The sequence below is a fragment of the Desulfosarcina cetonica JCM 12296 genome, assembly GCF_001311845.1.
Classification (GTDB): Bacteria; Desulfobacterota; Desulfobacteria; order Desulfobacterales; family Desulfosarcinaceae; genus Desulfosarcina; species Desulfosarcina cetonica.
This window is the reverse complement of the sequence record NZ_BBCC01000030.1, coordinates 15,833-40,856: the sequence shown is the minus strand read 5'-3', so window position 1 is coordinate 40,856 and position 25,024 is coordinate 15,833. Positions and strand designations below refer to the sequence as shown.

22 protein-coding genes and 2 pseudogenes are annotated in these 25,024 nt (G+C 57.8%); 13 read left to right on the top strand and 11 right to left on the bottom strand.

What is annotated here, in order from left to right; all coding sequences use genetic code 11:
• The first annotated feature begins 267 nt into the window (after positions 1-267).
• From JCM12296_RS09450 to JCM12296_RS39735, 13 genes and pseudogenes are all read left to right on the top strand, one after another.
• Positions 268-1,611 carry an AMP-binding protein gene (locus tag JCM12296_RS09450; RefSeq protein ID WP_306303995.1) on the top strand — a complete coding sequence of 448 codons (1,344 nt, stop codon included), beginning with the start codon at positions 268-270 and terminating at the stop codon, positions 1,609-1,611.
• The gene (locus tag JCM12296_RS48975) at positions 1,608-1,955 is read left to right on the top strand and encodes an AMP-binding enzyme (protein WP_306303994.1); all 348 of its coding nucleotides are present in this window, start codon (positions 1,608-1,610) and stop codon (positions 1,953-1,955) included. The genes JCM12296_RS09450 and JCM12296_RS48975 overlap by 4 nt, the downstream gene beginning before the upstream one ends.
• Before the next feature lie 163 nt (positions 1,956-2,118).
• The gene (locus tag JCM12296_RS09445) at positions 2,119-3,267 is read left to right on the top strand and encodes an acyl-CoA dehydrogenase family protein (RefSeq protein ID WP_054691872.1); all 1,149 of its coding nucleotides are present in this window, start codon (positions 2,119-2,121) and stop codon (positions 3,265-3,267) included.
• A gap of 41 nt (positions 3,268-3,308) precedes the next feature.
• Complete coding sequence (locus tag JCM12296_RS09440; RefSeq protein WP_054691869.1) at positions 3,309-4,091, top strand: enoyl-CoA hydratase-related protein; 783 nt, start codon at positions 3,309-3,311, stop codon at positions 4,089-4,091.
• Between the two features lie 48 nt (positions 4,092-4,139).
• Positions 4,140-4,766: a carboxyl transferase domain-containing protein gene (locus JCM12296_RS43955; protein ID WP_246804108.1), complete on the top strand. Its 627-nt coding sequence runs from the start codon at positions 4,140-4,142 to the stop codon at positions 4,764-4,766.
• Positions 4,726-5,729 (top strand): annotated as a pseudogene (locus JCM12296_RS50345) (carboxyl transferase domain-containing protein). The gene JCM12296_RS43955 and the pseudogene JCM12296_RS50345 overlap by 41 nt, the downstream one beginning before the upstream one ends.
• A 39-nt stretch (positions 5,730-5,768) precedes the next feature.
• A complete protein-coding gene (locus tag JCM12296_RS09430) occupies positions 5,769-6,653 on the top strand; it encodes a beta/alpha barrel domain-containing protein (RefSeq protein WP_246804106.1) in 885 nt (294 codons plus the stop codon).
• A 20-nt stretch (positions 6,654-6,673) separates the two neighbouring features.
• Positions 6,674-6,934, top strand: coding sequence for a hypothetical protein (locus JCM12296_RS43940; protein ID WP_246804105.1), 261 nt, complete (start codon positions 6,674-6,676; stop codon positions 6,932-6,934).
• A 67-nt stretch (positions 6,935-7,001) separates the two neighbouring features.
• Positions 7,002-7,640 (top strand): helix-turn-helix domain-containing protein, encoded by a 639-nt coding sequence (locus tag JCM12296_RS09425; protein WP_054691866.1) that lies wholly within the window; start codon positions 7,002-7,004, stop codon positions 7,638-7,640.
• 45 nt (positions 7,641-7,685) lie between these two features.
• A complete protein-coding gene (locus tag JCM12296_RS09420; protein ID WP_054691864.1) occupies positions 7,686-9,638 on the top strand; it encodes an acetoacetate--CoA ligase in 1,953 nt (650 codons plus the stop codon).
• Positions 9,639-9,760: 122 nt separating this feature from the next.
• Complete coding sequence (locus JCM12296_RS09415; protein ID WP_054691861.1) at positions 9,761-9,976, top strand: biotin/lipoyl-containing protein; 216 nt, start codon at positions 9,761-9,763, stop codon at positions 9,974-9,976.
• 256 nt (positions 9,977-10,232) lie between these two features.
• Positions 10,233-10,883 (top strand): P-loop NTPase family protein, encoded by a 651-nt coding sequence (locus JCM12296_RS09410; RefSeq protein WP_054691860.1) that lies wholly within the window; start codon positions 10,233-10,235, stop codon positions 10,881-10,883.
• Positions 10,884-10,917: 34 nt separating this feature from the next.
• A complete protein-coding gene (locus JCM12296_RS39735; protein WP_054691859.1) occupies positions 10,918-11,100 on the top strand; it encodes a hypothetical protein in 183 nt (60 codons plus the stop codon).
• Positions 11,101-11,757: 657 nt separating this feature from the next.
• Here the strand turns inward: JCM12296_RS39735 and JCM12296_RS09400 are convergent.
• From JCM12296_RS09400 to JCM12296_RS43925, 11 genes and pseudogenes are all read right to left on the bottom strand, one after another.
• Positions 11,758-13,317, bottom strand: coding sequence for an NADH-ubiquinone oxidoreductase-F iron-sulfur binding region domain-containing protein (locus JCM12296_RS09400; protein ID WP_246804104.1), 1,560 nt, complete (start codon positions 13,315-13,317; stop codon positions 11,758-11,760).
• Complete coding sequence (locus tag JCM12296_RS43935; RefSeq protein ID WP_246804103.1) at positions 13,254-13,697, bottom strand: (2Fe-2S) ferredoxin domain-containing protein; 444 nt, start codon at positions 13,695-13,697, stop codon at positions 13,254-13,256. The genes JCM12296_RS09400 and JCM12296_RS43935 overlap by 64 nt, the downstream gene beginning before the upstream one ends.
• A 535-nt stretch (positions 13,698-14,232) precedes the next feature.
• Positions 14,233-14,963: pseudogene (locus JCM12296_RS09380) on the bottom strand (sirohydrochlorin cobaltochelatase).
• Positions 14,964-15,031: 68 nt separating this feature from the next.
• Positions 15,032-16,957, bottom strand: coding sequence for a TonB-dependent receptor plug domain-containing protein (locus JCM12296_RS09375; RefSeq protein WP_054691848.1), 1,926 nt, complete (start codon positions 16,955-16,957; stop codon positions 15,032-15,034).
• A gap of 45 nt (positions 16,958-17,002) precedes the next feature.
• The gene (locus tag JCM12296_RS09370) at positions 17,003-19,069 is read right to left on the bottom strand and encodes a helical backbone metal receptor (RefSeq protein ID WP_054691845.1); all 2,067 of its coding nucleotides are present in this window, start codon (positions 19,067-19,069) and stop codon (positions 17,003-17,005) included.
• A gap of 61 nt (positions 19,070-19,130) precedes the next feature.
• On the bottom strand, positions 19,131-19,493 hold the full coding sequence (locus JCM12296_RS09365) for a DUF2149 domain-containing protein (RefSeq protein ID WP_054691844.1): 363 nt from the start codon (positions 19,491-19,493) through the stop codon (positions 19,131-19,133).
• The gene (locus JCM12296_RS09360; RefSeq protein ID WP_246804102.1) at positions 19,462-19,878 is read right to left on the bottom strand and encodes a MotA/TolQ/ExbB proton channel family protein; all 417 of its coding nucleotides are present in this window, start codon (positions 19,876-19,878) and stop codon (positions 19,462-19,464) included. Before JCM12296_RS09360 ends, JCM12296_RS09365 begins: the two co-directional genes overlap by 32 nt.
• The gene (locus JCM12296_RS43930) at positions 19,859-20,848 is read right to left on the bottom strand and encodes a DUF2162 domain-containing protein (protein ID WP_246804101.1); all 990 of its coding nucleotides are present in this window, start codon (positions 20,846-20,848) and stop codon (positions 19,859-19,861) included. Before JCM12296_RS43930 ends, JCM12296_RS09360 begins: the two co-directional genes overlap by 20 nt.
• A gap of 170 nt (positions 20,849-21,018) precedes the next feature.
• Complete coding sequence (locus JCM12296_RS47260; protein WP_054691842.1) at positions 21,019-22,209, bottom strand: cobaltochelatase subunit CobN; 1,191 nt, start codon at positions 22,207-22,209, stop codon at positions 21,019-21,021.
• Complete coding sequence (locus JCM12296_RS47255; protein ID WP_054691841.1) at positions 22,209-24,344, bottom strand: cobaltochelatase subunit CobN; 2,136 nt, start codon at positions 24,342-24,344, stop codon at positions 22,209-22,211. Before JCM12296_RS47255 ends, JCM12296_RS47260 begins: the two co-directional genes overlap by 1 nt.
• Positions 24,314-24,988 carry a hypothetical protein gene (locus JCM12296_RS43925; protein WP_054691840.1) on the bottom strand — a complete coding sequence of 225 codons (675 nt, stop codon included), beginning with the start codon at positions 24,986-24,988 and terminating at the stop codon, positions 24,314-24,316. Before JCM12296_RS43925 ends, JCM12296_RS47255 begins: the two co-directional genes overlap by 31 nt.
• Positions 24,989-25,024: the final 36 nt, after the last annotated feature.

Below are 25,024 nucleotides of genomic sequence, written 5' to 3'. Positions count from 1 at the left end.
CGTTTGAATTTCCGATGCACCGCACCACCAACGCGCGTGTAGGCTTTTTACCCGGTTGATGTCAACAAATGGCCCACGCGTCCGATGGCATCGGTATCACAAAAAAATGCGTCGGCTGCCGATTGTCAATAAGACACGGATTGATTAAATCGTATTCAGCCATGGCTATCTCTTAAAATGAATTCCATTTTCCTTTTCTCATTTCATCACTTCGGCCAATCGAAGGTCCTGCAAAATTATTGGTTGTTCGGTAAAGGGGAGGACTACATGCAATTACCAATTTTTGATGTCGGAAATATCACGATCGGAGAACTATTGGACGTCGTCGCCGAGCAGTTCGGCAACAACCCCGCCGTCCGGTATTATGAGAGACATATTTATCATACCTACGCTGAATTCAAGGCCATCTGCAATCAGGTGGCCAAAGGGCTGATGGCACTGGGTATCGAGCCAGGCGAAAAGGTTGCCATTTGGGCCAACAACGTTCCCGAGTGGTTGGACTGCCAATTTGCCACCGGCAAGATGGGGGCCGTCCTGGTCACGGTGAATACCAACTACAAATCCTTCGAGCTGGAATACCTGCTGAAACAATCGGATGCGACCACACTGGTAATGATTGGCGGCGTGCGCGATGATAAAGAGTATATCGACGTCATCAATACGGTTTGTCCGGAACTACCGCGCTGTGAACCGGGAAAACTGACATCTGAGAAACTTCCCTTTTTAAAAAACGTGGTTTTTGTCGGTGAGCCCACCCCGCCCGGAATGCTGTCCTGGCAGGCCATGCTCGATCGCGGCAGTGAAATCAGTGACGAGGCGCTGGCCGTCCGTCAGCAATCCCTTGCCCCGGATGACGTCATCAACATGCAGTATACCTCCGGAACCACCGGCTTTCCCAAAGGCGTCATGCTCACCCATACCAACATCATCGGCAATGCAAAAAGCCTGGGGGAATGCATGCGCTTGAGCGCCGAGGACAATCTGTGCATTCCGGTTCCGTTTTTTCATTGTTTCGGTTGCGTGTTGGGGACGCTGACCTGTGTGGTTTCCGCGGCATGCATGTCACCGGTGATTCAGTTCAAGCCGGACGTGGTCCTGGAAGCCATCGAACAGGGGTGCTGCACAGCGGTTCACGGCGTTCCCACGATGTTCATCGCCGAATTGGAAGAGATGGAAAAGCGGTCCTATGACACCAGCAGCTTGAGAACCGGTATCATGGCGGGGTCGCCCTGCCCCATTGAAGTCATGAAAAAAGTCGTGGACAAGATGGGCGCCAGTGAGATGACCATCGTTTACGGCCAGACCGAAGCATCCCCGGGAATCACCCAAACCCGTACCGAGGATTCGCTGGACCTTCGTGTCAGCACGGTTGGCCGGGCCCTGCCCAATGTTGAGGTAAAAATCGTGGATCTCGGCGATAGTACCATCACCTTGCCCGCCGGCCAGCAAGGCGAGCTCTGCACACGCGGGTACCATGTCATGAAGGGCTACTATAAAATGCCCGAGGAAACCAACGCCGCCATTGACGCCGACGGCTGGCTGCATACAGGCGATCTGGGTGTAATGGACGAAAATGGATATTGTAAGATCACCGGGCGCAGCAGGATATGATCATTCGCGGGGGCGAGAATATTTATCCACGGGAAATCGAGGAGTTCTTGTATACCCACCCGGACGTCCGTGACGTGCAGGTCGTCGGCGTGCCCAGCGAGAAGTACGGTGAGGAGGTGGTTGCCTATATTCAACTCAAAAACGGCAACCAGAATCCCCCCACCCAGGACGATTTCCATGGATTCTGCGATAAGAAGATCGCTTTCCACAAGATACCCAGGTACTTCTTCTTCGTGGATGAGTACCCCACCACCGCTTCCGGCAAAATCCAAAAATATAAACTGCGGGATCAAGCCATCGAAGAGCTGCAGCGCCAGACGGCAGCCGCCATCAAGACCGCCTGACCGGCCAGGAAACGATTAAAAAAATTTTATCAGCATCCCTAACGTCCGGTCGGTAGAATGATTCTCAGAGCAAGGCGATGCTCAGGAGGCCAAGGCCCGGACCTAAATTGAATGCGAAAACCGGCCAATGGACGGCCATGGACGGTAAAAAGGAGGAATAAAAGTGAACTTCGATTTAACCAAAGAACAGGAAATGATTCGAAAAGAGGTTCGAACGTTCGCCCAAAGGGAAATTGCACCGGTTGCCGCCGAATTGGATGAGAGTGAAACATTTTCGCCGGAACTGACGCGCAAGATGGGGGAAATCGGACTGTTCGGCATGTTCGTGTCCGAAGCCTACGAGGGCCAGGCCATGGATTATATTTCCTATATCATTGCCGTTGAGGAAATTGCCCGCGTGGATGGCAGCCAGGCGGCGACCGTGGCCGCTGGAAACTCCCTGGGCATCGGCCCCCTGTACTACTTTGGCAGTGAAGCGCAAAAGAAAAAGTATCTTCCCAGGCTATGTAGCGGAGAGGCCCTGTGGGGGTTTGGACTCACCGAGCCCACCGCCGGATCCGATGCCGGTGGCAGTAAAACCACGGCGGTCAAAGATGGCGACCATTGGGTGATCAATGGGTCCAAAATCTTCATCACCAACGCGGCCTGCGACATGACATTGGGGGTGACCGTTCAGGCGGTGACCGGCAAGCGTGAGGATGGCCGGCCGGAATACACCTGTTTTATCGTCGAGGCCGGCACCAAGGGGTTCAAGGCGGTGCCCATGCATAAGAAAATGATGTGGCGGGCCTCCAATACGGCGGAACTGTATTTTGACGATGTCCGTGTTCCTCAGGAAAACATACTCGGCAAACAGGGCGATGGGTTTCACCAGATGCTCAAGACCCTGGACGGGGGCCGTCTGTCCATCGGCGCCATGGGACTCGGAGGCGCCCAGGGAGCCTTTGAGGCCGCACTGAAATATGCCAAGCAGCGGGAACAATTCGGCCAGCCGATCAGTAAATTTCAGGCAAACGCCTTCAAGCTTGCCGATTGCGCCATGGAAATCGAATGCGGCCGCAATCTTTTATACAAAGCCTGCTGGCTGAAAAGCCACAAGCGCCCCTTTGAAAAAGAGGCCGCCATGGGTAAGCTTTACTGCTCCGAATTGATGGGCCGGGTCGCCAATCACGCCGTCCAGATTCACGGCGGATACGGTTTGATGAAAGATTACGGTGTAGAGCGCTTTTATCGGGACCAGAAGCTGCTGGATATCGGCGAGGGAACGTCCGAGGTCCAACGGATTGTCATTTCGCGCTACATCGGCTGTTAACACGGGTGCGTAAAATCATACCGAATACGGAGAATAACGCCATGACGGAAAAAATACTGCTAATCGAAAAAGAAAATCAGGTCACCACACTGACCCTGAACCGCCCGCAGGTCATGAATGCATTCAATTTCCAGTTGCTGCGTGAATTAAAGGATCAAATCGAAGCCTTGCGTTTCGATTCGGACACCCGGGTCGTCATCATCACCGGTGCGGGAGAAAAAGCCTTCTGCTCGGGTGCCGACCTGAAGGAACGCGCTTCACTGCCGCCGGCCAAGGTCAAGGAATATATCTTTACCATCCGCAGCCTGTTCACCGCCATCGAACAGTTGAACAAGCCGGTGATCGCGGCGGTGGGCGGCATTGCCCTGGGCGGGGGAACCGAACTGGCCCTGGCCTGCGACATCCGTATCGCCTCGGACAATGCCACCATGGGGCTCACGGAAACCCGCCTGGCGATCATTCCCGGGGCCGGCGGCACCCAGCGTCTGCCGCGGATCGTGGGCAAAGGCAAGGCCAAGGAACTGATTTTTTTAGGAAAGCGGGTAAACTCCCAGGAAGCGCTGGCCATCGGCCTGGTCAACCGGGTTTGCCCGGCGGAGCAGTTAATGGCGACGTGCCGGGAACTGGCTGCCGAAATCTGCGAAACCGGTCCCATCGCCATCGAACAGGCCAAATATGCCATCAACTACGGCATGGAAACGGACCTTCAGTCCGGATTGGCCATGGAGTCCAACGCCTATTGGGTGACCATTCCCACCAAGGACCGGCTCGAAGGCTTGGCGGCGTTCAAAGAAAAACGCAAACCGATCTATCGAGGAGAATAGACCATGTTGATGCAAAACACGGCCAGTTCAGGGCAAAAAGGACCAACGATGACAGAAAATCGGATCTTTTGGGAAAACGAAGAAAAGAAACTGGACGAACGGGTGCATGCGGCCACCTGGCCGGGCGGGCAAAAAGCCGTCGACCGTCTGGCCAAACAGGGCAAAAAACCGGTTCGCGACCTGATCCAGCAGTTGATCGACCCGGGCAGCCTGTTTTTCGAGCTGGGGCAGATTGCCGGTTTCGGGGTGAATTATTCCGATGGGATCGATGATGTCCCCTGCGGCGGCGTGGTCACGGGCATCGGAAAAATCAACGGCAACTGGACCATGATTTTCGCCAATGATTCCCGGGTCAAGGCCGGCGCCTATTTGCCCATCACGCTAAAGAAGCACATGCGCGCCCAGGCCATCGCCGAACGATGCGGGCTGAACTGCGTCTATATCGCCGACTCGGCCGGGGCCTTTTTGCCCATGCAGGTTGACGTTTTCCCCGATGACGGTCATTTTGGTTCCATGTTTTACAACATGGCCAGGATGTCCGCCATGGGGCTGAAACAGATCACCATGAGCACCGGCGGCAACACGGCCGGCGGCGCCTACATCGTCTTCATGGCCTGCCAGTCGATCATGATCGATAAGATGTCCTACTCTTTTCTGGGCGGTCCGCCTTGGTGAAGATGGCCACCGGGGAAGTCATCTCCGCCGAAGATCTCGGCGGGGCCCGGGTGCATACCCAAGTATCCGGCGGGGCGGACCATTTTGCGCCAACCAGGACGAAGCGATCAATCGCGTAAGAGAAATCCTGGCCCTGGAAGTACCACAAAAACTTCATTCCCACCGGTACGCCGAAGCGCAGCCCACCTCGCCCCCCGAAGCCATCTATGACCTGATGCCGCGCCAGGTTCATCAGGGAATCGATGGTCGGGGCATCATCAATGCCATCGCCGATGATTCCTATTTTATCGAATACAAAAAATCCTATGCCCCGGGCCACGGGGACAACATCCTGACCGGAAAGATCCGCATCAAGGGGATTCCCGTGGGCGTGGTGGCCTCCAATTCGGTGGGCATCATCTTTGCCGAAGCGGCCCGCAAAGCCGCCGAGTGGTGGTGCGCTGCTCCCAGGAAAAGACGCCGCTCTTGTTCATTCAAAGTGCCCCCGGCTACATGGTGGGCTCCGAATCGGAACATCAGGGAATCGGCAAGTACGGATCCGACATGGTTCGAACCGTGGCCTGCGCTCAGGTGCCCCGAATCCAGCTGGTCATCGGGCCGGACAACGGGGCGGCGAACTACGGCATGTGCGGCCGGGCCTACCGCCCCCATTTCCTCTTCAGCACCATGCGTGCCCGCACCGGTGTGATGAGCGGCAGAAGCGCCGCCGGCGTGCTGCTCTCCATTGAAGAGAAAAAAAGGGAAGCCAAGGGCAAGCCCATGACGGTGGAAGAGAAGCAGGCCTTCAGCCAGAAAATGATCGAGAAATACGATGGCGAAGCCCATCCCTTTTTCTGCGGCTCCAGGCTGCTCACGGACCGCGTACTCAAGTTTTCCGAAATTCGCGATTGGCTCGGCATGGCCTTTGAGGTGAGCCTGCTCAAGCCCATCGGGGAGCCGTCCTTCGGGAATGTCCGATTTTAAAGCGTACCCCATCAACACGAGTAAAGGAAGGAGTTCACCATGACCGAATATGATTATTGGAAAATCTTCCCGCGGATGCCGAAAAAAGTGACCCTGGGCGACATCACCGTTCGGGACGGGTTCCAGCACCTGGAAAAATTCATCTCCACGCGGGCCAAGATCTTCTATGCCGAGAATATGATCTTCGCCGGCTGCCGCAACATCGAGGTGACCAACCTGGGCAATTCGTATCTGATGCCCCAGTTCAGCGACGCCGAACAGGTGCTGGCACACCTTCGCAGCGACCGGTTCAAGGCCCGCTGCGGGAAAAGAGGAATCAACTATGATGACCTGACCATCACCGCCGTGACCATCCGTGAACCGGCCGTGGACCGGGCCATTGAACTGGCCCAAAGAGGCGTGGGACCGGATCGCTGCCTGATGATGGTGTCCACCGAGGAGGAACATCACTTCGCCAATTCCGGCACCACCTTGCCCGACTACTGGAAGGAGTGCGAACGGGCCATTCAAAAATGCCGCGATGCCGGGCTGAAAATGTGCGGTACGGTAAGCACCATCTGGGGCAGCCCCATCGCCGGGGCAACGGAACTCAAGGATGCGGTGGAGTTTACCAAACGCTGGCTGGAAATCGGTGCCACCGACATCGAACATGCCGACCATGACGGTAGCGCATCGGCCCCGGAGGTGTATCGCTATTTTTCCATGGTTCTGGATGAGATCCCGGATCCATCCCTGCACATCGCCCACTTTCACGAGACCAAACGCATGGCGTCGGCGTCGGCATTGGCTGCCATGCAGGCGGGAATTTCTCATTTTGAGGGCACCCTGGGCGGCCTGGGCGCCAGCCGGCCAATTTTCTGGACGACTGCCCGGTACCCGGGACAGGCGACTATTATTACGAAGATCCGCGCTATGTGGGTCTGATCTGCCTTGAAGATTTACTGGTGCAGATTGACGAAATGGGAATCGCGCATGGCTATGATGTCGACCGCGTGCTGTGGCTGGGCCGCCAACTGGAACGTACCGTGGGCCAGCGCCTGAGAAGCGAGGTGACCATCAATGGACGGACCCTGAAAGAGGGGCATATGAAATTTGCCCGTCCGGGTCTGGCCAAACGCAAAGAAGCGCTTGGCGAGGCACCCGGCCAGCCCATTCCCGGCGATTGGGGAGAAAAGGCGATCCTGCCCGAGCAGTACCGTCCGTAATTGTTTGTTTTTATATCTTTGCCGGCCATGGCAAGGCCTATCATGGCGTACAAGAAGGGAGAGAAAAATGGATACAAAAGCGTCCCTGCCCCATATCAATGTCGATTACTTCGAAGAACTGACCGGAGAGATTCCAGCATCGGATCCGACCGGCGTTTCAGGAATCGGTGACCGGATTCAGGCGTTGCGCAAGGAAAAGGGATTTTCCATCGAAGAACTATCCAAAATAACGGGGTTCACCACCGAATTGTTATCCAAGATCGAGACCCGGGAGGTCATGCCTCAATTGGGTACGGTAATGAAACTATCCAAAGCCCTGGAGGCTGCCATCGGCGGTCTCATTTCCGGAGAGGGAGACAAACCCTATGCCATCATGCGGATGGGGGAACAAAAAACCATTTCCCGCTCCACAGCCCAAGGTGGGCAGCAGCAATTATACATTTACAAAGGGCTGGCGGCAGAAGTCAAAGGACGCCACATGGAGCCACTGCTTGTCAAATTGACCGAAAGCGCCCAGAAAGAGACATCGCAACACGATGGTGAGGAATTTATCTATGTGCTTCAGGGGACGGTGGTATTGGAAATCGGTTCCGAGCGTCATGAATTGTCACCCGGGGACAGCGTGTATTACTCATCCACCACTCCCCACTGGCTCACCGCCAAATCCGACACGGCAACCATCCTGGCGGTTCTATACAATCAATAATTAACCGCATTGGCTCACCTTTGGAGACGAAAAAAGAGGTGTAAAATGGCAAAACTTCTGTGGGAACCGTCTCAAGAGCGGGTCCAACACGCCAACATGACCGCATTTATCCACGGCATCAACCAAGAATACGATCAACACATCAACGATTACAAGGACCTGTGGCAGTGGTCGGTGACGAACATTGCCGAATTCTGGCAGGAAATGTGGGCCTTTGGTAATGTCATCGCATCGACACAACCCACCGCGATCATCGATAATGAAAAGAAAATGCCCGGTGCCAAGTGGTTTTCCGGGGCAAGACTCAACTTTGCCGAGAACCTGCTGCGCTTTCGGGATAAGCAAACCGCCGTCATTTTTTACGGTGAAGATCGCATTCGCCGTGAGCTATCGTACCATGCACTGTTTACCGAGGTCAGCGCTGTCGCTGCGGCCCTCCAATCGTTGGGGGTGACGACCGGTGACCGGGTCGTCGGCTTCATGCCCAACCTGCCCGAAACCATCATCGCCATGCTGGCCGCCACCAGCCTGGGCGCCGCCTGGTCGTCCTGCTCGCCCGACTTCGGCATCAAAGGCGTCCTCGATCGATTTGGCCAGATCAAACCCCGGGTCCTGTTCACCGCAGACGGCTATTGGTTCAAGGGCAAGCGTATCAATAGCCTGGATCGTGTGGAAAAAATCCTCGAACAAATCGATTCAGTGGAAAAGGTCGTTGTTGTCCCCTACGCCCGGGAGGAGCCGGACCTGAGCAGGATCTCTAATGGTATTCAATTCAAGGATTTCAAAGTAAAAAACCCTCCGCCCCTGGAGTTTGCACAGCTGCCCTTCGACCACCCCCTGTACATCATGTACTCTTCCGGTACGACCGGACTTCCCAAATGCATGGTCCAAAGCGCCGGCGGCATCTTACTGCAGCAGATGAAAGAGCATTTGCTGCACACGGACCTGAAGCGGGAGGACACCATCTTCTATTTCACGACATGTGGTTGGATGATGTGGAACTGGCTCACCTGCGCCCTGTCCGTCGGCGCCACCCTGGTGCTTTACGATGGCAATCCCTTTTACCCCGGTCCCGAAATCCTGTGGAGGATGGCCGAAGCGGAAAAAATCACCGTTTTCGGCACCAGCGCCGGCTATCTGTCGGCCCTTGCCGGAACCGGGTTGAAACCCGCTGAGCAGTTTGATCTTTCACCTCTGCGTGCCCTTCTGTCAACCGGTTCCCCCCTTTCCATCGAAGGATTTGATTTCGTTTACCGCGATATCAAAAAGGACCTGCAACTGGCATCCATCTCCGGCGGAACGGACATCAATGGCTGTTTTGCCCTGGGCAACCCCATCGGCCCGGTCTATGCCGGCGAACTGCAGTGCCGCGGATTGGGAATGAAGGTCGAGGCATACGACAGCGATGGTCAACCGGTGATAGGCCGGCAAGGGGAGCTGGTCTGCACCGCGCCATCGCCTTCCATGCCCATCTATTTCTGGGATGACCCGGACGGCAAAAAGTATCATTCGGCCTATTTTGATGTTTATCCCGGCATCTGGCGCCATGGGGATTACATTCAGATCAACGACCGGGGCGGTGTGGTGATTTATGGGCGCTCCGACGCGACCCTCAATCCCGGTGGGGTCCGGATCGGCACGGCGGAAATCTATCGTCAGGTGGAGGTGTTGCCTGAAATCGAAGACGCCTTGGTCGTGGGGCAAAATTGGAAAAACGACGTTCGGGTGATTTTGTTCGTCAAACTGGTCAACGGGCATGCACTCGATGATGACATTTGTAAGCGGATCCGGCAAACAATCCGTACCCATGCATCGCCCCGGCATGTCCCGGAAAAAATCATCGCCGTCCCGGAGATCCCCTATACGCTGAACATGAAAAAAGTGGAAATCGCCGTCAAGAAAATCATCGAAGGCAAAACCGTGCGAAACAAAGATGCGCTGAAAAATCCGGAGGTTTTGGAATTTTATGCGGATATAAAGGAACTGCAACAAGATTGAATGCATCCACGCCACCATCCATTTGCGGATCAACGTCTCGGCTTAATGCCAACGGACCAATACGGATGTACATCCGAAAAAAAAACCGTTGATCACAAACCTCAAAATAAGGGAAAAACAGAATGCGCAAAGAAATAACCGCCCCAATGCCGGGAACCATCGTTAAACTGAAAGTGAAAAAAGACCAGGAAGTTGCTGAAGGAGAGACGCTTCTTCTCCTTGAAGCCATGAAAATGGAAAATCCAATTGTAACGCCAGTAAGCGGGAAAATTGCCGATATCTTGGTTGATATCGGAGATCAAGTCGCCACTCACCAATTGATGGTTATGATCGAATAAATATGCTTTAATATGACGGATTCGTAAAAATCAGTTTACCCCTTATGGGGAAATACCCGTGTTCACGAAGTGACCCGAATTTCGGGTCACTTCCTTAGAAGCCCGATATCGGCGTTACGCGTATCCCTCGTCACTGCGGCGTACGCTAAGTACGCCTCATTCCTCGGGATTCGCAAGCCTTGATCTCGGGCTTTTTACGAATCCGTCAAAGATGGCGTCGATATAAAGACGCCATACACCGAATCGAGCATCCCCCATGACAAATGCCAGTAGCATTCGTGACCGCGCCAAAACCTTTTATAACGCATTGGATTTGGATCGGCCGATAAACTTCGGAGTCCGGGATCTGGTTGAAAACAGCCTGGATTCAAGTGTCTATGTCGAGCACATTCATGGAACCGGTCAACGCGACCCGGTCCAGGAGTTGGCCGCCCACATCGATTTTTCCGCCAGCGCCGGTGCCTATCTGTTCACCGGCAACCGGGGGACAGGTAAAACAACAGAGTTGCTGCGTTTGGCGAAAATCCTGCACGATTTCGGTTGCGAAGTATTTTATGCAGATTTATCCGAATATTTGACGCTCACCCAACGTATAGAAATCACAGATTTTCTAATCGCAATTTTAGGCGCATTTTCCGAGAAGGTCGAAGCGCGGATCGGCAAGGCGCCTGGCAGTCAGGGATTCTTTGAACGGGTCTGGTCGTTTTTAGAATCCGATGTTCGGTTCGACGAAATCGCGATTCCCGCCGGAGCCGTAGAGCTGAAAGCATCGCTGCATCACAATCCGAGTTTCAAGGCCGAGCTCCAGAGAAAAACCCGCGTTGGTGGAAAAACTGGTCAAGCAGGCGCGCGACTTTGTCGCGGAAGCAGTTCAAACCATACGCCGCGAACGTGCGGCACCCGATAAAAAAATCGTACTGATTGTCGATGAGGTGGAACGATTGCACGGCGTCGGCGATTCCAAGGACGTGAATGAGGTCTTCAAAAGCGCGGAGACACTGTTTGCATCCCATGCGGAAAAACTTCGATTTACCGGACTCAACACCGTTTATACCGTCCCAACCTACCTTCCCGCCCTGGCCGGTGGGCTGGGAGCCTATTATGCGGGCGGGCGCATCTACTGACTGCCGATTGCTGAAGACGATCTCAAATGGCTGGAAAAAATCATGGCCCGCCACAAGCCCGAACTCCCCAATCGGGATGCCCTGCCGAACTTCGCCAGGCTTCAGCAAGGCAAATCGGTTGAACGAAAGACGGTTTTTACTGGAACGTGATGTGCGCCTACCACTGGTGCTCGCGCGGCACAGCGCGAAAACCAGGAAATTGCCCGTGCCCTGCGCTCTAAAAAAGATCAAGTCAACCCATGATGCATTCGTTCATCTGAATGGGCCAAGGGAAGCCCCCCAACGCGAAACGATTGAACCGCAGCCACCTCTCGCCGTTTTGCAAAAACAAGAGAGATAAAAGGTCAATTCATGCCGACGCTAAAATGCATCTTCTGCGGGGGCCGTGCCCAACTACACGGGCGTTGAGCCACCGCCACGGTTGCCTGCAGGGACTGCGGGATGGAGATTGGACCGGAGCAATACCGGGATCAAATCGAACGCTGGATGGAGTCCGTTTGCGAAAACACCTTCGGTGATTCGCCACCGAAGCATAAAAGTACAGGGTATCTGGTGAATAATAAGGATCGTTTCCCAAATACCGGACATTAGCAGTTATCTTTGAGCGCGTCGGCTACAGGGCATCTCAAAAAAGTCTTTGAACAAAACAAGCCCCCATCAAAACCGACTCTCCGGTGGCCGCTCGATCACCGGCACCCGATGAGGCGGTGAAATCTTGATCACGGCGCCGTAGACCGCCGGGCAGGCCACCGAACACTCGCCGCATTTGACGCAAAGGGATTGATCGATGCCTTTCTTGCGGTTGCTGGAGGTAAAGATCGCATCCGTCGGACAGCGGCCATAGCAAGTATCACAGCCGAGGGCACACTTTTCCTGGTCAATGTAAAATGCGGTCATCACGCGGCAGACGCACGCCGGACAGCGATTCTCGTTGACGTGAGCCTCGTACTCGTCGCGAAAATAGGCCAGGGATGTGAGCACCGGGTTGGGCGCGGTCCTGCCCAGGCTGCACAGGGATCCGGTTTTGATCGCCCGGCTGAGGGTCTCCAGCTGATCGATGTCCCCCTGGCGGCCTTCGCCGCGGGTCAGCCGCCGCAGTATATCCAAAAGATGACGGGTACCGATGCGGCAGAAGGTACACTTGCCGCAGGACTCCTTCTGGGTGAATTCGAGAAAATAGCGCGAGACATCCACCATGCAGGCATCCTCGTCCATCACCACCATGCCGCCGGACCCCATCATGGCGCCGGCACGGGTCAGCGCTTCGAAATCCACCGCTGTATCCAGGAAGTCGGCCGGCAGAAAGCCTCCCGACGGCCCGCCGATCTGCACCGCCTTGAACTTTTTCTTTTTGGGAATGCCGCCGCAGATATCGAAAATCAGTTCCCGCAGGGTCACCCCCATGGGAACCTCCACCAGTCCCGGCTGGGCGACGTTTCCCACCACGGAAAAGACCGCCGTGCCCGGGCTGTCGGCGGTACCGATGCCGCGGAACCAGTCGGCCCCATTCTCCACGATGGGCGGCACGGCAGCCAGGGTCTTGACGTTGTTGATCACCGTGGGGCGTCCGTCCAGTCCGCGCTCCACCGGAAAGGGCGGGCGATGCCGGGGCGTGCCGCGATAGCCCTCCACCGAGCGGATCAGGGCGGTCTCTTCACCGCACACAAAGACGCCGGCCCCCTGGAACAGGTTGATGTCGAAATCGATGCCGCTGCCCAGAATATTCTTCCCCAACACCCCACTTTGACGGGCCTGCTCGACGGCCTGGGTGAGCATACGCACCGCCAGGGGATATTCGGCACGCACGTAAAAGAGCCCCCGCGTGGCCCCCACGGCAATGGCGGCGATGAGCATGCCCTCGATCACCTGGTGGGGGTTGCTCTCCAGCAGGGTGCGGTCCATGTAAGCACCGGGATCGCCTTCATCGGCATTGCAGACGATCCGTTTGTCCGTTCCCGCAGCCACCCGGGCGAAACGCCATTTCCGGGCCGTGGGAAACCCGGCCCCGCCGCGTCCCCGAAGGCCGGCAGCCTCGATCAAATCGATCAGTGCCTCGGGCGGCTGGCATAGCGCCTCGACCACGCCGCGGTAACCACCGTCGGCGATATACTCGTGAATCTGTTCGGGATCGATCCGCCCGCAGCGGTTCATGATCACCCGTTTCTCGCGGTTAAAACGGGCGAGGCCGGACACCGAGGGAATCTTCTCGGTTTCCACGGTCGCGCCATGATGTGCTCGAAACACAGATCGCCTTCTTCCAGAAAAAGTTCGACCAGCATTCTGGCCTTGCCCGGGTTTACCTGGGGATAGAGAATCGGCGGGAAACCCGAATCGGGATGGTCGATAATCACCACCGGTTCGGCGTAGCAGTGGCCCATGCAACCCACGGTGTGGATATGGGCCGCAACGCCCCGCTCGGCCAGGGCCGTCTCGAAGGCCGCTTGGGTTTCCAGGGCTCCGGAGGCGATACCGCAAGTGGCCATGCCGATATGAATCTTAGGCAGACGGCTCCGGACAAAGGCGTCCTGCCGGGCGGTGGCCGCGTCGAAGAGGGTCTGGTAGGCCGCTCGGATCGTGCTGCCGGCATTTACGGTCATGATCGGGCAGCCTTCCTTGCCGCTATCGTCTTCAGATGGGCCTTGTCTTCATCGGTGCGTGTATGCGTCATGGTCACTTTCAACAATGACGGATTCGTAAAAAGCCCAATATCGGCGTTACGCGTATCCTTCGTCATTGCGGAGTACGCTAAGTACACCTCATTCCTCAGGATTCGCAAGCCTTGATCTTGGGCTTTTTACGAATCCGTCGGAAATGCGACTTTTTACGAGTTCATCAACAATGGAAATATCTCAAAACCGGGGGTAGCTATCACAACTCTCAAATCTTGTCCAGGGCACCATAGGCGGCCTGGATGCGCTCACGCAACAGAAAACTGAGCCGTTCGAGACGCCCACCTTCCAAACCAAGGCCGCACCGCCACCCTGTTGCGGGTGTGGCAGGCCGGCCTTTCTGGATGTTCAGGAATGGACGCTGGCGTTGGTGGCCCTTTACAAGGCGCTGGGCGGGGGATGGGAACCGGTCCGGAAAAAGGGCAGTGACGGGTAGCACCGGACAGGAATCGCAGGCAGGCGATCATGCCGGCGCCGATGTCTCCGGAATGATCGCCAAGGCATCGCGGATATGCTGGATGAACAGGTCGATGATCGCCGCCTCTTTTCCCAACCCTTGAGTTTCCACGGCCGTTTCCAGGCCGGCGGCGTCAAAGGCGCTTTTCCACGAGTCCGTGTCACCGGCGATGTCTTCGGCCAAATGCACGCCGGCCACCAACATCAGGGGGACCAGCCGAACCCGCCGGGCGCCGGAACGGACCACGGCGGCAACGATCTCGTCCATGTCCGTATCGCCCTCGATGGTGGCCACATGCACGTTGCCGCCTCGGGTCCGCAGGATCTGCGCCAGCGCCGGATAGCCGTCCAGGCCGGGTGATCCGTACCATGGCCGACCAGCACCAGGGCCGTGCCGTCACCGGGATCCCTGCCGCTGAGGATCGCCCGGGCGGCAAGCTGGTAATCGGCATAGGCGGTCAACAGGGGTAGCCCCATGCTGGCACGTACCCGGCTCTGGTGCACATTATCCACCAGGCGGTAGAACTCATGGCCGCAGATCAGGTGCATGGACTGCACCACGGCCCATCGGTGCCCCTGATCACCCAAGGCATCCAAGACGTCCAGGGGGCCTTTCATGTTGGCCTGATGACGCTGCCGCATGTGCGCCCGGACCATCCGTGAGGTATAGGCCCATCGGACCGGATGCCCGGGAAAAGCCGTCTTCACGGCGGAGTCGATCCTGCTGTAGGTGTCCATGGCGCGCGAGGTGGTGCCGAAGGCCGCCATCACAATGGGAATCTTGTTTTGCATGGCTTCACATTCTTTTAAAATGTCAGATTGAATCCGGAGACAAAGCGAACCCCGTCATCGGGGTAGCCATAGTGGACTTCATAATCTTCATCCAACAGGTTCTCCACGGTCAGGAACCCTTCCGCGGCCAGGGTTCTGATGGTAAACGGCTGGATCACTTTTACATCCACGGTGGTATACGCGTCAATGCGTTGATCCTCGCGGTTCTCGGCTTCACTGTACTGGCGGCTGCGGTAGCGCAGGGTCGTCTCCAGCCGGGTACCGGGGTCTTTCAGCGTGTACTGCATGGTCAGCTTGAGTTTCACCCGGGGGGTATAGGGTAGTTCGTTACCGGTATCGGTCACCTCCGAATCCTGCAAAATGGCGTCGAAGTCGAGGCTCAGACCGCTGGCGAACCCGTATTTCCATGTGGCCTCAACACCGTGCCGCCAGGCGCGATCGGCATTCATCGGCCGATAGATGCGGTCGTCGCCCCGCTCATAGACGATCGGATCCCGGGTATCGGAGCGAAACAGGGAAACCTGGAAGTGGTGCGCCTTTCCCTGGCGGTATTCCAGGGTGGCGTCGGTCGACCAGATCCGCTCCTCATCAAGATCGGGATTGCCCCGGGCCTGGTCGATGCTGCCATGGCTGGGCTGGTAGAGCTGGCCGAAGGTGGGGATATTGACCCGGTAACCGGCATTGGCCTTGACCGCCCAGCGGTCATTCAAGGGGATACTCAACCCGCCGGAAAAGCCGGGATTGAAGTCGAAATCCGTGGTGTGATCGATACGGGCGCCGAGGGTGGTGGCAAGGGCCGTCCAGCGGCGATCGACCTGGGCCCCGATCCCGGAAGTGGTGCGGTGATGGCTGCCGGACAGGGTATGGTCAACGTCATCGCGTTCCAAAATACCGCTCAATTGAAGGCCCCAGCGGTCATCGTCCCCGCTCCAGTTGTTTTCCGCCTTGATCCCGATTTTATCGTCGTCCAGGGTCGATACCAGGCCGGTCTGGCTTTCGTCCTTCAGATGGACGGTGTCGCCATAAAGATTGATCGCGTAATCGCCACTGCTGCCGACAATGCCGCTCAGCCGGCTGTCCAGGGACCCCTTGCGGTAGGATTGGCGGGCGTCGGGCGTGGGGTTGTCCTCCGGTCCGGCGCTGCCGTATTCGGACAGATAGTAGCGACCGTCCAGTTCCAGCCGCCGTCCGCCGGAAAGAGCCCGATCCCAGTGCAGGGAGGCATTACCGCTATTCCGGTCGCTGTTGGTCCGTTTGCCGTCCCGATGGTTGCCGCTGGCGGTGGCCATGGCGCTGCCCGCCGTCAGTTTGACCCGGTGGCTCACCGAGGCCTCGGCATACCCGTAGGAACCGCCGGCACCCCGTATCCGGGTGACGTGCGGCTTTTTTTCACCGCGCATATCGGTCGCATCCCGGGTAACGATGACGATGGCGCCTTCGCTGGCACCGGGCCCCAGCCATACCGGCACCGGCGGTTTGAAGACCGTGATCGACTTGACGATCTCGATGGGAATCGTGGACAGATCCGCGCCGCCATACTGACTGCTGCCCAGGGGCCGGCCGTTGAGCAGCACCAGCACGCCACTGGATTTTCCCGATCCGCGGATGGAGATGCGCGAGCCGATGCCCGAACTTTTCTTCACCTCCACGCCGGCCATGCTGCCGAGCGCCTCTTCCACGCTGAGCATGTTGCGACGTTGAATCTCCGCGTCATCCAGGACAACCACCTGCTGGGGATTGGTTTGGGCATAGGCGTCGATGCGTTCGGCGCTTACCACGATACTCTCCAGAACCAGTGCCCCCTCCGCATGGTCGTGGTTTTCCTGGCCGTAAACGGCGCGTCCCGGGCTCAAGGTCAGCACCGTCAGCGCAAGGATCAAAAAGCAATCTCTCAGCCATGGTCGGGTGTGGATCAAAAAGGAGGGCAAGGTCGTTTTCATGAATAATGAAATCCGGCTTTCATCAGCTATTCTCACAAGTATCCGTCACTTTCCGTTGTCGGCGATGGGTGGGGTTGCGTTCATGGGCACATCGGTCAAATGAACGCCAGGCGCCCGGGAAACACCGGTAAAAATCGCATTCAGGGCCATGGCCAGGGGTTTGGGGAATTTCTCATCGGTCACGAAAGCGGTCAGTTCTTCCAGCGGCCGACCGGCAATGCGGCCGGCCACGGCCAGGCACCAGGTCCGGTAGGATGCCAGGTCGGCAACCGTCTCCCTTCCGGCGCCGTCACTGATCGCCAGGGCGGCTTCGAGAAAGCCGGCCATTGCCGGATCCAGCAAGGTCGCTTCCACGCGGCCGGCAAACATCCGGTCCTCGGCGATACAGTCGCAGTCAGCCTTGCCGACCAGCCGTGAAACACTGATGTGGCGGTCGACCAGCCGCTGGAAAATATCGCGCCGACCGACAATTCCGTTTTGCTTGAAGATCGCTTCGCGTACACCGGCGTAGGCGGTCCGGGCAATCAATTCGCCCAGCTTGCAATGGCCGCCGGCATTGTCCACGGTTTTGCCATCCCCCTGGACGACGATGATGTTGTCCGTGCCGGTGCCGGTGGCCGCCGCATCCAACGGCAGGTAGGCGCTACGGATATCCAGATCCTGCAATGCCGCGCTTTTGCCCTCGGTGGCCGATATGATCGCCCGGGTCATGGCCCTTTGCGTGAGGCGCATGTTGCTGAGAAAAATCATGTTGATGGTGCCCGGCTCGTAGTAATTGCCCACGTCCCGGGACATGCGCACGGCATTGCCGCGCACGCCGGCGGTCACCAGGGCATAGACGGTCATCTCCTTGTAGGTCTCCTTTTGGACCGACAGGTTGTCCATGTTGGCACCGGTGAAGAGAAACGTCGTATTGGCCTTCTCTTTGCCGATCACCGGATAAAGCTCCTGATGCAGGCCGTCCAGCCCGGTCATGGGGGTCAGGGCCCAGCAAGGCGGCGAGGAGTAGTGGTTGCCCACGGTGAGGATGCCGTCGCGGGCGCCCTCCAGCGTGGAGACGATGCCGCGAGGCGTCTTGAAATCGACAATCAGGCTTTTGTTGGGAAAATCATGGATGGTGCTGGTAGCCACGACGGCCGCCTGCACATAATCCAGGTCGATGGGCACCGGCCGGCGATCGATCACCTGACGGGGCAGAACCTCATGGCCTGCATCGGCAAATTCCTGCGAATAGATCAGCGAGGCCAGCCAAGCGACAAAATCGCCGAGATGAACGCCGGCCCGGCAAGTCAGATCGCAGGGCAAGGTGTAGATGCGCTGCTGCCGAACCGCATCCACGCCGCTCCAGTCCGCTTGATTGAAAACCGCATCGTCGGCCTTCACATCCCAGCCGCAACCGTAAAGCACCTGAGGATTGAAATCGGTCCACTGCTCACGGGAAACCGGCACCGCCCCGCCGGCCTGGCCGAAGTCCGGCGCGATTCCACCGGCGGCGCGGATCATCTCGTTTTGAAACGAATCGCTTCCCGGCGTCATGATCGGCCCCTTGCCCATCAGGCGCATGACCCGTTTGCGCCGCTCGGGCGGAATTTGGGCCACCTTGCGGGCGATCAGATCCAACTGGCGGCGGTTCTTTTGGATCAGCGCATCGGCCTCGGCCTGGCGCGCGAAAAGGGTTCCCATGAGCCGCAGATGACGAAAGGCGTCGTCCATGCGCCGGATATCCAGCACCAGGACCGGGATGGCGTTATCCGGGATGGCGATCCGTTTGGCGTTCAGGGACGAGGCGATGACCAGGTCCGGTTTCAAGGCCATGATCCGCTCGGCGGACGGGAACGAAAATCCACCCACGAGCGGTTTTTCGGCGGCACCCCGCAGCGCGCTGCTGTGATGGGTGATGCCGGCCACGGCATCCCCGGCCCCGATGGCAAAGATCATCTCCGTTGCCGAAGGCACCAGACAGACCACCCGCTGGGGAACGCCCGCCAGTCGAATGACCCTGCCGGCATCGTCGGTCACCGTGACCGGCTTGGCCCCTGCCAACGGGCTCAACACAAGCCAGCCGGCCAGCACGATCAACAGCCATCGCAGGCAAAGCCCCGGTTTTCTCATCTTAAGCATTTCCAGCCTCAATTTTCTCTGCACATTCACGGTTCACGATATCCTCATATTCCTATTTACCGTCCGGCACGTACACCATCGTGCCGTCCTCCAACCGATAGGCCACACCCAGGCGGTTACCCATGCCCTTGGCAGACTCGCGCGTCACCCGGGTGGCCTTGATGCTTTTACCTTTCTTGGTGATGATCTCCATCTCCCCCGAGGCCTTCTGCTTCATGATGGTCATCTCCGATGTCTGATCAAAAAGATCCTGGAGGCGATAGGCGCTGAACAAGGTCAGCAACAGGCCCACGATGAAGACCAGGCCGATGTCGAAGAGATTGGCCACGCCGGTCATGGGGTCATCGTCGCGAAAGGCCGCATCGCCGAAGGCTCGCCCCCGGCTACTGGTTCGCCGCGTTTTTAAATATCTCATATCCACTGCCTTTCTCATCATCCATCAGCATTTCGGTGGCCAGTTCCATGTTCTTGATGTCTTCCTCAATCCAGCGGCGCCGGATCGTGTAGAGAAAAAAAGCCACGGTTCCGATGGCCAGCCCGACCACGGTGGTGGTGAAGGCGATCACCAGATCGGTGGTCAGCCGGGTCATATCCCCCTGCCCCAGGGCCGCCAGCCCGGTGCCCATGGGGATCAGCGTCCCGATCAACCCCAGGGAGGGCGCCGCCCGCACCAGGATGCGAAGCCGGTCCATGGATTTCCAGAGCTTCAGGGTCGTCTCCTGCAGCAGATTCTCCACGCTGACGTCGACGTCGCTATCCTGGCGCCGCACCTGCCGCAGGTCACGAACGTACTGATTCACCCGGTGGGCCACCGCGGCCGATGCCTGCCCGCTTTTGAGCAGCTGCGGAAGCGCTTGCGGCGCGCAGGGTTTCAGGCGCACCCGTTCCAACCACTCGGCAAGAAACGATCCGCCTTGAACGATGATGACCAGGGTCAGGCCCACCAGCAAGAGCAGCACCGGGTAGAGCAATGCAGAGGAGATCAGATAAATGAAGGTTTTGAGCAGTGCACCCAGGTCGATCATGACGGACTCCTTGTCTTTCGGATGGTAGAAAAAAACCGGAGGCGAAGGCACCGGCGATACAGACGGCAAGGACCACCGCCTGGAAGATCTCCCGGGAAGGCTGGCCGGCATCGTAACGGGCCATGCGATAGACCTTGTCCAGGTCGGCGAAATGGGGCATGACCGTCACCGAAACGATGAAATAGAGCGACATCAGCAGCATGACGCCGCCCAGGAACAGATCGGGCGGCATGCCCGAAATCTGCCCATAGCGCCGGACCGCCACGGTGGTGACCAGGCTGATCAGTACGAAGGCGAAGAAGAGTAAAGCGGCGAGCCCGATGGGATGATCCGGAAAACAGGCGATCAGAAACGCATACGAGAGCAGAATCACGGTAAGACACAGCGGACAGGGCAGCACCAGCATCAGCCATCCCCGGCTCCGCGATGACGTTGGCGAAGCGCTGTGTCTGAGCAAAACGACGCCCCAGCCCATCATCAGCGCGGCCATGATCAGATGAACCAGCATGCCGTGCTGAACCCAGGTCTGCACGACCGACAGGTGACGTGCAAGGTCCAGGCGGGGCAGGATGACGGCCGCGGCGCCAAAAATCAGCGCATAGCCGAGGGCAAACAGAACAAGCCCGAGGGCCGTGTCACGTTTTCGCTTTTGGTGCCAGACCCCATAGGCAACCCCCACCCCGCTTTTGACGGCAAACACGCCGATACTGAAAAGCACACCGAGAATCAGGCTTTTATAAAGCATGGTGCCGCCCCTTCTTGACGGATTCGTAAAAAGCCCGATATCGGCGTTACGCGTATCCTTCGTCACTGCGGCGTACGCAAAAGTACGCCTCATTCCTCAGGATTCGCAAGCTTGATCTCGGGCTTTTTACGAATCCGTCGGAAATGCGACTTTTTACGAGTCCATCATTCTTACTTGCGCCGCTTAACGCCCCAAAAGAAAAGCCCCAACACCAGAAGCACGAACAGCGATGCCATCCATTGCACGCCCGACGAACTCAAGGCACTGGTCTGATCCTGGGTGTCCATGTCTTCCATCTTGTACCCCTCGACCGCCTCGGCCTTTGCCGGCGCATCGGCCGAGGCCATATCCTTCTCCGCCTTGTCCATGGACGCCGGGTCTGCAGGCGCCGTCGTCTTCGTGTCTGCGGTGAGCTTTTCCAGCAGCATCTTCCGGTCGGCGGTCTGCTGGTCCAGGTCCTTGGCCGCCATTTTTTCGATGGCCAGTCTGAACTGCTCGACCATCTCCGGCGAAAGCACTCCCGGAAGCGAGATGATGTTCACCACCATCTGGTTGAGCATGGGGTTGTTGCAGGTGTGATCACAGCAGGCCACACCCTTCTCCACCACGTTGACGGCATACTCGGCGGCCAGTTTGCGTTTCACCGCTTCGTCGGGGCGCCAGTATCCCTTTCTCACCGTCTCCAGCATGCGCGCGGTCATGGACTGGTAGGCCCAGGGATTGTGGGCATTGAAGAAAGCCTCCAGATCCTCGCCGTATTTATCTTCCACGTAGACCTCATACACCTGTTGCCATTTGGCCGCATCCACGGCCGTCGGCACGGTCACCTGCCAGCCCCACAGATTCTCGGCGAAATCGGCCATCTGGCGGGCGCCGCCGTAGTTGTCGCGCTTCATACCCTCGATCCATTGGGGATTCAGATAACGGGTGCGCATCTCCCGGCCGATGGTCTTGGTCACATCCTCGACGGTCAATTCATCCTTGCGGCGGTGCAGGGTCACCATGGTGTCCGGCGCCTCGCCCTTGACGTTTTTCACCGCCAGGGACATCCCGCCCAGGTACATGAAAAAATCATCGGTATCGATGATGCCGATGACATTGGTGGAACGTGAATGCACGGCGATGTCCACCCCGCGCAAATTCTCGGTGAACGCACCTTTCACCGGAACGGCCCAGCGTCCCTGGCCCACGGCAAACTGGGTGCGGTTGAGGTAAACGTTGCTGACCGCCTCGTCGTTCTCCCACAGGCCCGAGGCGCCGATCATCTCTTCCACCCCGTTGCCATAGGAGCCGGGCTTTTCGGTAAAGATGCGAAAACGCGACTGTACCTCGGCTTCGTTTGCATCCATGCCCGAGGCCATCAGCGTCTCCTTGATAGTGCCTGATTGCGGCTGAGAAAATTGTCGATATCGGTCTGCAGCATGGCCTTCTGGACGGCTTCGTCCAGAAAAACCAGTTTGTTGGGAAACATATCCCGGTAAAGGCCCGAGGGATTGATCAGCACATCGATGCGCGGACGGCCCAATTGTGCGCCGGGAATCACCCGGCTGCCGGTCACCCGTTCGGTGGCGTCCCAGACCGGTGTAACTCCCATCAGGTAAAGAATCGTGCTCTCATTCACTCCCTCGTTGCGCGTGGTTTCCGTGGCCCAGAGCACCACCCCGACCTTTTGCGGATAGCGGCCTTCTTTCTTCAATTTCTCGGCAATCATCTGCTCGGCGGCCCGCTTGCCGATCTCCCAGGCGGCCTTGGAAGGCACCTTGGCCGGTGAGAAGCCGTAAAAGTCTCTTCCCGTCGGGATCGCGGCCAGGTTGCGCAACGGATCGTTGCCCTCGCCGGCCGGGACATACGCACCGTTTAAGCCGCGCATCAGGTTGTCCATTTCGCGGATCGGTGAGTCGCCGAGGTCCCGGGCCACCTGGGACCGATCCGCCGTGGGATTCTGCTGCAGGATCAGGCGAACGGTCTCATCGGCCGCATCGCTATCGTAGGGTTTGCCGTAGGTGTGCAGACCGTAGGGCAGCGAGTTGGTATCGATTTCGTGCAGGTAAAGGTGAATCTTTTCCATGGCCGCATCGTCCATGGTGGTGATGGAAAGATCCTTGGCGATCCCGGTCTGCTCCACCAGGCCTCGCATCTGCTGCATGTATTCCTCGACGGTCTCGCTGCCGTTGGCCCAGGCGATCTCATACTGGTGAAAGAGATCGTGGAGTTTCCGGTATTCATGGTGCAGGTCGGCCTCCTTCATGGGCGGCGTCAGATGGTCGAGGATCACGCCCCGGCCCCGGCGCTTGGCCTCGATGCCTTCCCCGATATCGTCCACGATGTAGGGATAGAGGTTGGGAATCGCGCCGGTCATGATCTCGGGCGGATCCCAGGGGACCAGCCCGGCCTGCTTGCCGGGCAACCACTCGTAGGTGGCGTGGGTGCCCAGGTGAATCATGGCGTCGGCGTGGAACTTCTCTGCCAGCCAGAGGTAGGCGGCGATGTACTGGTGGTGGGGATAAAGGGTGGTGTCATGGTAGAGTTTCATGGGATCGTCGGTCCAGCCGCGGGCCGGTTCGGGCAAGAGCACCACGTTGCCCAATTTGACCATGGGGAAAACCAGCCGGTCATCCTTGGTCATGATCGTGCAATCCTCCGGCCGCCCCCATTGATCGAGCACCGGTTTGCGGAAGGCCTCGGGCAGGCGGTCGAACCAGGTCTGGTATTCGGTCAGGGAGACCGTCTCCGCCTCGCCGGCGGCCAAAAGGGCGTCCAGTTCGCCGGGAGCCCACGAACCGACGTTGCGGGCGCCGTCTAAAATCCATTGCTGGATTTTCTCCTCGGTAAGCGCATCCGGTCTCTCGATGGCATAACCGTCCTTTTGCATGCGCGTCAGGATGAACTGCAGGCTGCGGAAGACATTCAGGTAGGCGGCGGCGATGTTCTGCTTGCCCTGGCTGTGGTTGTAGTAAATGATGGCGACTTTCTTTTCGGCGTTGGGCATGCGTTGCAGGGCGATCCATTTCTTAAGGCGCGGGATGAGAAAATCGATGGTCTCCTGGATGGTTTCGTACACAAAGAGGTGTCGGCCGGTTTGCTTGTCGACGATCTCCTTTTTGCCGATCAGGACGGTCGGTTCGATGGCACCGGAAAACTCGGGCGTGGCCACGGCCCACACCGTTTCCATGGGTCCCAGCCCCACATCGCTTTGCCGCCAGGCTTCGATGGTTTCCGCATAGGGCCGGATCACATTGAAGACGGGCACGTTCAGGGCAGCCAGGGCCGAGCGAATATCATCGTTGATGCCGGAGGAGAATTTCATGCTGAAGGCCAGCAGCAGGTCCACCGGCGATTCGCCGGATACCGGTTTGAGATAGCGCTCGAAGATCGGCTGCACCGGCCCGAAACAGGGCAGCACGTTGAAACCGGCCGCCTCCAATTGCCGGATCAGCGCATCGGCGGCTTCCACCTGCCCTTCCTTCAGGGTCGTGCCGTAGAAGAGGATTCCCACCCGTGGATGGCCGGGATCATGATCCTGCGGGCGGCATTCCACTGATTGAACGCGGCCAGTTCGGTAAACAGCGCTGGGGCATCCGGATGGTGGATGCAGACCTCGGGAACCTTCTCCAGCGGCTTGAAGGAGACCGACGCATCCACATGCCGGTTCACGGCCAGGCTGACCAGGCTGACCAGGTTGGGCACGCTGCGGTGATGGTAGTAATCCATGATCGCCGCATCGAATCGAAAGCCCTTTTTCGCCAGGCCCTCGGTATCCCCGGCACGGTTGAGGGCATACACCCGGCGGCCGTCCATGAGCCCCTCATCGACCATGTAATCGGCCAACTGCGTCATCATCACGTTGACGAGCACCACCTTTGAATCGACAATGAATGCTTTTGCCGCGGGGTCGCCGGTCAGATCGGCGAGGGTGAAATAACGGACCTGGATGGATTTCGGCAGATCCATCTGCTTGACGGCCTGATGAACCTGGTAGCTGTTGATATCCACTTCCAGAATGGATAATTTTTCAGCCAGACCAATGGCGGGCAGCCCAAATGGCAGCAGTAAAATGACCAGCCAGACCCATCGGCCGACGTTTAAGGCTGGCGGAATTATTTCTTTCCGCCAGCCTAACAGACGCAACAAAATATCCAATTTTGACTCCAACCGGCAATGATAACAAGAAAAAAT

What these genes read in the sequence shown, in the direction of transcription:
- JCM12296_RS09410 (WP_054691860.1), top strand. Translation starts at nt 10,233, where the DNA reads ATGACAAATGCCAGTAGCATTCGTGACCGCGCCAAAACCTTTTATAAC.
- JCM12296_RS43930 (WP_246804101.1), bottom strand. Translation starts at nt 20,848, where the DNA reads ATGCTTTATAAAAGCCTGATTCTCGGTGTGCTTTTCAGTATCGGCGTG.
- JCM12296_RS09420 (WP_054691864.1), top strand. Translation starts at nt 7,686, where the DNA reads ATGGCAAAACTTCTGTGGGAACCGTCTCAAGAGCGGGTCCAACACGCC.
- JCM12296_RS48975 (WP_306303994.1), top strand. Translation starts at nt 1,608, where the DNA reads ATGATCATTCGCGGGGGCGAGAATATTTATCCACGGGAAATCGAGGAG.
- JCM12296_RS47260 (WP_054691842.1), bottom strand. Translation starts at nt 22,209, where the DNA reads ATGGCCTCGGGCATGGATGCAAACGAAGCCGAGGTACAGTCGCGTTTT.
- JCM12296_RS09450 (WP_306303995.1), top strand. Translation starts at nt 268, where the DNA reads ATGCAATTACCAATTTTTGATGTCGGAAATATCACGATCGGAGAACTA.
- JCM12296_RS43955 (WP_246804108.1), top strand. Translation starts at nt 4,140, where the DNA reads ATGACAGAAAATCGGATCTTTTGGGAAAACGAAGAAAAGAAACTGGAC.
- JCM12296_RS09415 (WP_054691861.1), top strand. Translation starts at nt 9,761, where the DNA reads ATGCGCAAAGAAATAACCGCCCCAATGCCGGGAACCATCGTTAAACTG.
- JCM12296_RS09440 (WP_054691869.1), top strand. Translation starts at nt 3,309, where the DNA reads ATGACGGAAAAAATACTGCTAATCGAAAAAGAAAATCAGGTCACCACA.
- JCM12296_RS09430 (WP_246804106.1), top strand. Translation starts at nt 5,769, where the DNA reads ATGACCGAATATGATTATTGGAAAATCTTCCCGCGGATGCCGAAAAAA.
- JCM12296_RS09425 (WP_054691866.1), top strand. Translation starts at nt 7,002, where the DNA reads ATGGATACAAAAGCGTCCCTGCCCCATATCAATGTCGATTACTTCGAA.
- JCM12296_RS09365 (WP_054691844.1), bottom strand. Translation starts at nt 19,493, where the DNA reads ATGAGATATTTAAAAACGCGGCGAACCAGTAGCCGGGGGCGAGCCTTC.
- JCM12296_RS09375 (WP_054691848.1), bottom strand. Translation starts at nt 16,957, where the DNA reads ATGAAAACGACCTTGCCCTCCTTTTTGATCCACACCCGACCATGGCTG.
- JCM12296_RS09370 (WP_054691845.1), bottom strand. Translation starts at nt 19,069, where the DNA reads ATGAGAAAACCGGGGCTTTGCCTGCGATGGCTGTTGATCGTGCTGGCC.
- JCM12296_RS43935 (WP_246804103.1), bottom strand. Translation starts at nt 13,697, where the DNA reads ATGACCGTAAATGCCGGCAGCACGATCCGAGCGGCCTACCAGACCCTC.